We start from the raw sequence: 5,020 nt of genomic DNA, 5'->3' as shown, positions 1-5,020 counted from the left end.
AGCTGCTGGAGACGCCCGACGGTTCCGACGCGTCGGCCCGCGCGGCCGCCCTGGCGCGCGCCCGCCGGGTCGTCGACGCGTGCGAAGACGAGCGCACCGAAGCGATCGGGCTCGTCTCGACGCGGCGCGCGGAGCTGGACTCGCTACCGGCGCAGACCGGCGTGCCGGGGGAGAAGCCGCGCGACATCGAGCACGGCCTGGAGCTGATCGACGCGGCCGGGCTGGAGGCGTCCGCCGCCGCCCGGAAGTGGGAAGAGCTGCAGGAACGCCGTGCCGCGGCCGAAGCGACGCTGGAGTCGGCGCGCAGTTCGGCGTCGGGCTTCTCGCTGCTGGCGGAGTCGATGGCGCACCTGGTCACGGACACCGACGCCGACGCCTACGACGGCGACGTCGAGACCGCGCGCGCCCAGCACACCCGCCTGAACGCGACCTTCACCGACGCGCAGGAAGCCGCCGACGCGGGCGACCGGCGGGTGCGCGCGGCCGCCGACCAGCTGGCGCAGTACGCGACGGAGAAGCGGTTCGAGAAGCTGAGCACGCCGGTGCGCCAGCAGGTCATCTCGGTCAAGCGCGACCAGCTCCCGGCGCACGCCGCGGAGTGGGCCGAGGCGCTGCGGCCGCGGCTGCGCTCGCTCACCGACGACCTCGCGCAGATCGACCGGCACCGCGGCGGCATCATCACCCGCCTGCAGGGCATGGTCGACGGCGCGCTCCGGACGTTGCGCTCGGCCCAGCGCGTCTCGCGGCTGCCGGACGGTCTCGGCGACTGGTCCGGGCAGGAGTTCCTCCGCATCCGGTTCACCGAGCTGGAGGACAACGACCTCACCGAGAAGCTCGGCGAGGTCGTCGACGAGGCCGCCGTCGGCAAGACTTCGGATGGCCGCGACGTCAAGCGCGACGGGCTGTCCCTGGTGCTGCGCGGGGTGCGGGCAGCAGCGCCCAAGGGGTTCCGCGTCGACATGCTCAAGCCGGACTCGGTGCTGCGGACCGAACGCCAGCGCGTCTCGGAGATCCGCGACGTCTTCTCCGGCGGCCAGCAGCTGACCGCGGCGATCATCCTGTACTGCACGCTGGCGGCGCTGCGCGCCAACAACCGCGGCAAGGCCCGCAACCGGCACTCGGGCGTGCTGTTCCTCGACAACCCGATCGGCCGCGCGTCGGCCGGCTACCTGCTGGAGCTGCAGCGGGCGGTGGCCGAAGCCCTGGGCGTGCAGCTGATCTACACGACCGGCCTGTTCGACGCGGGCGCGCTGTCGGAGTTCCCGCTGATCGTGCGGCTGCGCAACGACGCGGACCTGCGCGCGGGCCGCAAGTACCTGTCGGTCGACGCCACGATCCGCACCTCGATGGACGACCTGGGCGACCCGGACGGCGTCGCGCGCCTCTCGGCGACCCGGATGTTCACGCGGCCGGCCGAGGACGGCGAGGGTTCCGCCGAAGACGAACAGACGGCGTGACGGGAGACCGCGACCTGCGGAGCAGGTCCGATGCGATCATGGATGCCGTCGAACACGGCAAGACGTTCATCGTCACGCGCAGGGGTACCCCGATCGGCGAGCTCGGTCTGCCGCGCCGTCGGCCGGCCGTGACCCGGGAGCAGTTCGCCGCCATGTCGGAGAATGCCCCGATGGTCGACGCCGAGCGGTTCCGCGCCGATCTCGACGCCGCGTTCGACACCGAGTCCGCGCGAGTGTTCGGCCGGGTGTCGGCGGCCGTGTTCGCGACCGGCCGGACTCCTCGGCGCCGGATCGCCGATCTCATGATCGCGAGCGTCGCGATCGCCCGTCGCATGCCGTTGTTCACCACCAACCCCAAGGATTTCGCTGCACTCGAGGCCCTGCTCGAAGTGATGCCGGTCGATCGGCCCAACGGCGCTTGAGGCGGCCCCGGGGATTCCGCCGAGGACGAACAGAGCGCGTGACGGGAACAACCCGCCGCGTCCGGTGGTTCTCTCGCGCATGACGACGCTCGGGCCGCTGGGGGCCACCCACACCGCGCTGGACACCGCCGTGGCGGCCGAGCTGGAGGAGCTGGGCTACGGCACCCTCTGGCTGCCCGGCGGCCAAGGGAACAACCTGGCGCACATCGCCGAGGTGGTCCGCGCGACCTCGCGGATCCAGGTGGCGAGCGGGATCCTGTCGGTCGACCGCGTCCCGGCCGCCGCGGTCGCCTCGGCGTACGCGGACCTGCCCGCCGGCCGGTTCGTCGTCGGCCTCGGCGGCGCGCACGGGCCGCGTCCGCTGGCGGCGCTGAACGACTACCTCGACGAGATCGAGGACGTCGTGCCGCGGTCCGCCCGGATCCTGTCGGCGCTCGGGCCGCGGATGCTCGGGCTGGCCCGCGACCGCGCTTCGGGCGCGTACCCGTACCTCGTGACGACGGACTACGTCGCGTCGGCGCGGGAGATCCTCGGCGCGGGCCCGCAGCTGCCGGTGCTGCTGAACGTCGTGGCGGAGACCGACGTCGCCGCGGTGCGGGAGACCGTCCGCGGCGGGTCGCTGAAGTTCCTGTCCGGCGTGCCGGGGTACGCGGCCAACTTCCGGCGGATGGGCTTCTCCGGCGAGGACGTCGCGGGCCTGTCGGATCGGCTGGTCGACGGCGTCACGGTGTGGGGCGACTTCGACGCCGTCGTGGCGCGGCTGAAGGAATTCCGGGCCGCGGGGGCGGACCAGGTGGTCGTCCCGCTCGACGCGCTGCCGCGGGAGTGGTGGCCGGGACTGGTGGAGGCGATCCGGTGAGCACGGCACGGGCCCGGGGGCTCTCGCACGCGCCCCCGGCGGAAGTCTCGCTGCAGGACGCCCTGGCCGCCGTCGCCGATCCGGTGCGCCGCAGCATCCTGCGCGAGCTGGCGGCCGTGCCCGAGTGGACGAAGGCGTGCGGCACGTTCGACCTGCCGGTGGCGAAGGCGACCCGCAGCCACCACTTCGCGGTGCTGCGCGCGGCCGGCCTGATCGAGCAGCGCGACGAAGGCCCGCGGCGGCTGAACCGCTTGCGGCGCCCCGAATTCGACGCGGCTTTCCCCGGGTTGCTGGACCTGGTGCTCAGTCACCCCGGCCGGTGAAGGCCAGCCCGGTGCCGAGGCCGATCATGACCAGGCCGCCGGTGCCGCCGACCGCTTCGAGGCGCTTCGGCGAGCGGGCGAACCAGGCGCGCGCGGTGCCGGCGACCAGCGCCCACGCGCTGTCGGTCGCGAGCGCGATCGCGGGCAGGCAGAGCCCGAGGACCAGCATCTGCGCGGGCACGGACCCGGCCGCGGGGTCGACGAACTGGGGGAGCAGGGCCGCCAGGAACACGATCGACTTGGGGTTCGCGAAGCCGACGACGAAGCCGTCACGCAGGACGGTGAGGACGCGGCCGGGCGTGGCCCGGACCTTCGCGGCCATCGCGTCGGTCAGCTTGCGGCGGTGCCGGACCGCCTGGATCCCCAGGTAGACGAGGTAGAGCGCACCGGCGACCTTGATCGCGGTGAACACCGCGGCCGACGTCGTGACGAGCGCGCCGAGCCCGAACGCGACGGCGACGACCTGCGTGTACACGCCCACGGAGTTGCCCACGACGGTGAGCAGCGCGTCGCGGCGTCCGACGGTGAGCGCGCGGCTGATGGTGAACAGCACGCTCGGCCCGGGGACCACGACCATGAGGAACGTCAGCGCGGCGAACGCCGCCAAGTGCGCACCGGAGACCATGCCGCGAGACTATCCGCTGGTCGTGGGGGTTTCCAGGCGTTTTTGTCGGTGGCGGGTGGTAGGAAAAGCGGGTGCCTCAGAAGATCAGCACCGAGCAGCGCCGGGCCCGCCTCGCGGTCCGGCACCACCTCGCCGCGCCCGCCGCCACGGTGGCGGAAGCGGTGGCGGGGATCGTCGCCCTGCACGCGACCGACCCGGCGACGGTCCACCTCTCGGCCTCCGCGCGGCTGGCCTCGCCGTCGGTTTCCCTGGTGGAGCAGGCTTTGTACGCCGACCGTTCCCTGTTGAGGCTGCTCGGCATGCGGCGCACGGTGTTCGTGACGGACCTGGAAACGGCGGCGCTCGTGCAGGCCGGGTGCACGGCGGACATCCTGGTGAAGCAACGGAAACTGCTGGAGCAGCACCTCGGGCGGCAGGGGCACCCGGAGAACGTCCCGGAGCCGGCGAAGTGGCTGGCTTCGGTCGAAGCTTCGGTGGAGGAGGCGCTGCGCGCGCGTGGCTCGGCGACGGCGCAGCAGCTGAGCGAAGACGAGCCCCGCCTGCGCCAGCAGCTGCGGATGGCGCCGGGCAAGCCGTACGAAGCGATCGGCAACGTGACGAGCCGGGTGCTGTTCCTGCTGGCCGCGGGAGGCCGGATGGCGCGGGGAAGGCCGCGCGGGAGCTGGACCAGCACGCAGTACGTCTGGCACCCCCTGGACGAGTGGGTCCCGGGCGGCCTGCGCCCGTGGGAGCCGGAGGCGGCCCGCGTCGAACTGGCCCGCCGCTGGCTGCGCGCGTACGGCCCGGCCCCGGTGTCCGACCTGCGGTGGTGGACGGGCTGGACGGCGGGCCAGACGAAGAAGGCCCTGGCCGGCCTGCCGGTGGCCGAGGCCGACCTCGAAGGCGTCTCCGCGGTGGCACTGGCCGACGACCTGGATCCGGTGCCGGTGCCGGACCCGTGGGTCGCGTTCCTCCCGGCACTGGACCCGACCCCGATGGGCTGGCAGGACCGCGACTGGTTCCTGGGCCCGCACCGCCCGGCGCTGTTCGACCGCAGCGGCAACATCGGCCCGACGATCTGGTCCGACGGCCGCGTGGTCGGAGGCTGGGCCCAGCGCCCCTCGGGCGACATCGCCTGGCGGCTGCTGGAGGACGTGGGCGGGGAGGTGACGAAGGCGGTCGAGGTGGAGGCGGAGCGCTGCGCGGAGTGGTTCGGCGAGGTCCGTGCGGTGCCCCGGTTCAGGACCCCGCTGGAACGGGAGCTGTCGGCGTAGTGCGCGGCTCGGAACCGGGAGCGGCCGAGCTGCCGAACCCGCTGCTCGCGCGCCGATCCCGCCGCGGCGATCCCGCCGCGG

The 5,020-nt window shown here is 73.7% G+C and carries 5 protein-coding genes and 1 pseudogene; 5 read left to right on the top strand and 1 reads right to left on the bottom strand.

What is annotated here, in order from left to right; all coding sequences use genetic code 11:
- From G3I65_RS07090 to G3I65_RS07075, 4 genes and pseudogenes are all read left to right on the top strand, one after another.
- Positions 1-1,457 (top strand): annotated as a pseudogene (locus G3I65_RS07090) (hypothetical protein); the annotation flags it as partial.
- Positions 1,458-1,495: 38 nt separating this feature from the next.
- On the top strand, positions 1,496-1,879 hold the full coding sequence (locus G3I65_RS57075) for a type II toxin-antitoxin system VapC family toxin (RefSeq protein ID WP_160695373.1): 384 nt from the start codon (positions 1,496-1,498) through the stop codon (positions 1,877-1,879).
- 79 nt (positions 1,880-1,958) lie between these two features.
- Positions 1,959-2,738: a TIGR03620 family F420-dependent LLM class oxidoreductase gene (locus G3I65_RS07080; RefSeq protein ID WP_160695372.1), complete on the top strand. Its 780-nt coding sequence runs from the start codon at positions 1,959-1,961 to the stop codon at positions 2,736-2,738.
- The gene (locus G3I65_RS07075; RefSeq protein WP_125310792.1) at positions 2,735-3,061 is read left to right on the top strand and encodes a helix-turn-helix transcriptional regulator; all 327 of its coding nucleotides are present in this window, start codon (positions 2,735-2,737) and stop codon (positions 3,059-3,061) included. The genes G3I65_RS07080 and G3I65_RS07075 overlap by 4 nt, the downstream gene beginning before the upstream one ends.
- On the opposite strand, the gene G3I65_RS07070 is transcribed toward G3I65_RS07075, so the two are convergent.
- On the bottom strand, positions 3,042-3,686 hold the full coding sequence (locus tag G3I65_RS07070) for a LysE family translocator (RefSeq protein ID WP_160695371.1): 645 nt from the start codon (positions 3,684-3,686) through the stop codon (positions 3,042-3,044). The two genes, G3I65_RS07075 and G3I65_RS07070, sit on opposite strands and share 20 nt — an antisense overlap.
- Positions 3,687-3,757: 71 nt before the next feature.
- Here G3I65_RS07070 and G3I65_RS07065 point away from each other — a divergent pair, with 71 nt between their 5' ends.
- Positions 3,758-4,939 (top strand): winged helix DNA-binding domain-containing protein, encoded by a 1,182-nt coding sequence (locus G3I65_RS07065; protein WP_160695370.1) that lies wholly within the window; start codon positions 3,758-3,760, stop codon positions 4,937-4,939.
- The last annotated feature ends 81 nt before the right edge of the window (positions 4,940-5,020 follow it).

The sequence above is a fragment of the Amycolatopsis sp. SID8362 genome, from assembly GCF_010550475.1.
GTDB lineage: Bacteria > Actinomycetota > Actinomycetes > Mycobacteriales > Pseudonocardiaceae > Amycolatopsis > Amycolatopsis eburnea.
The sequence above is the reverse complement of the archived record's forward strand: the minus strand, read 5'-3'. Positions and strand labels throughout refer to the sequence as shown.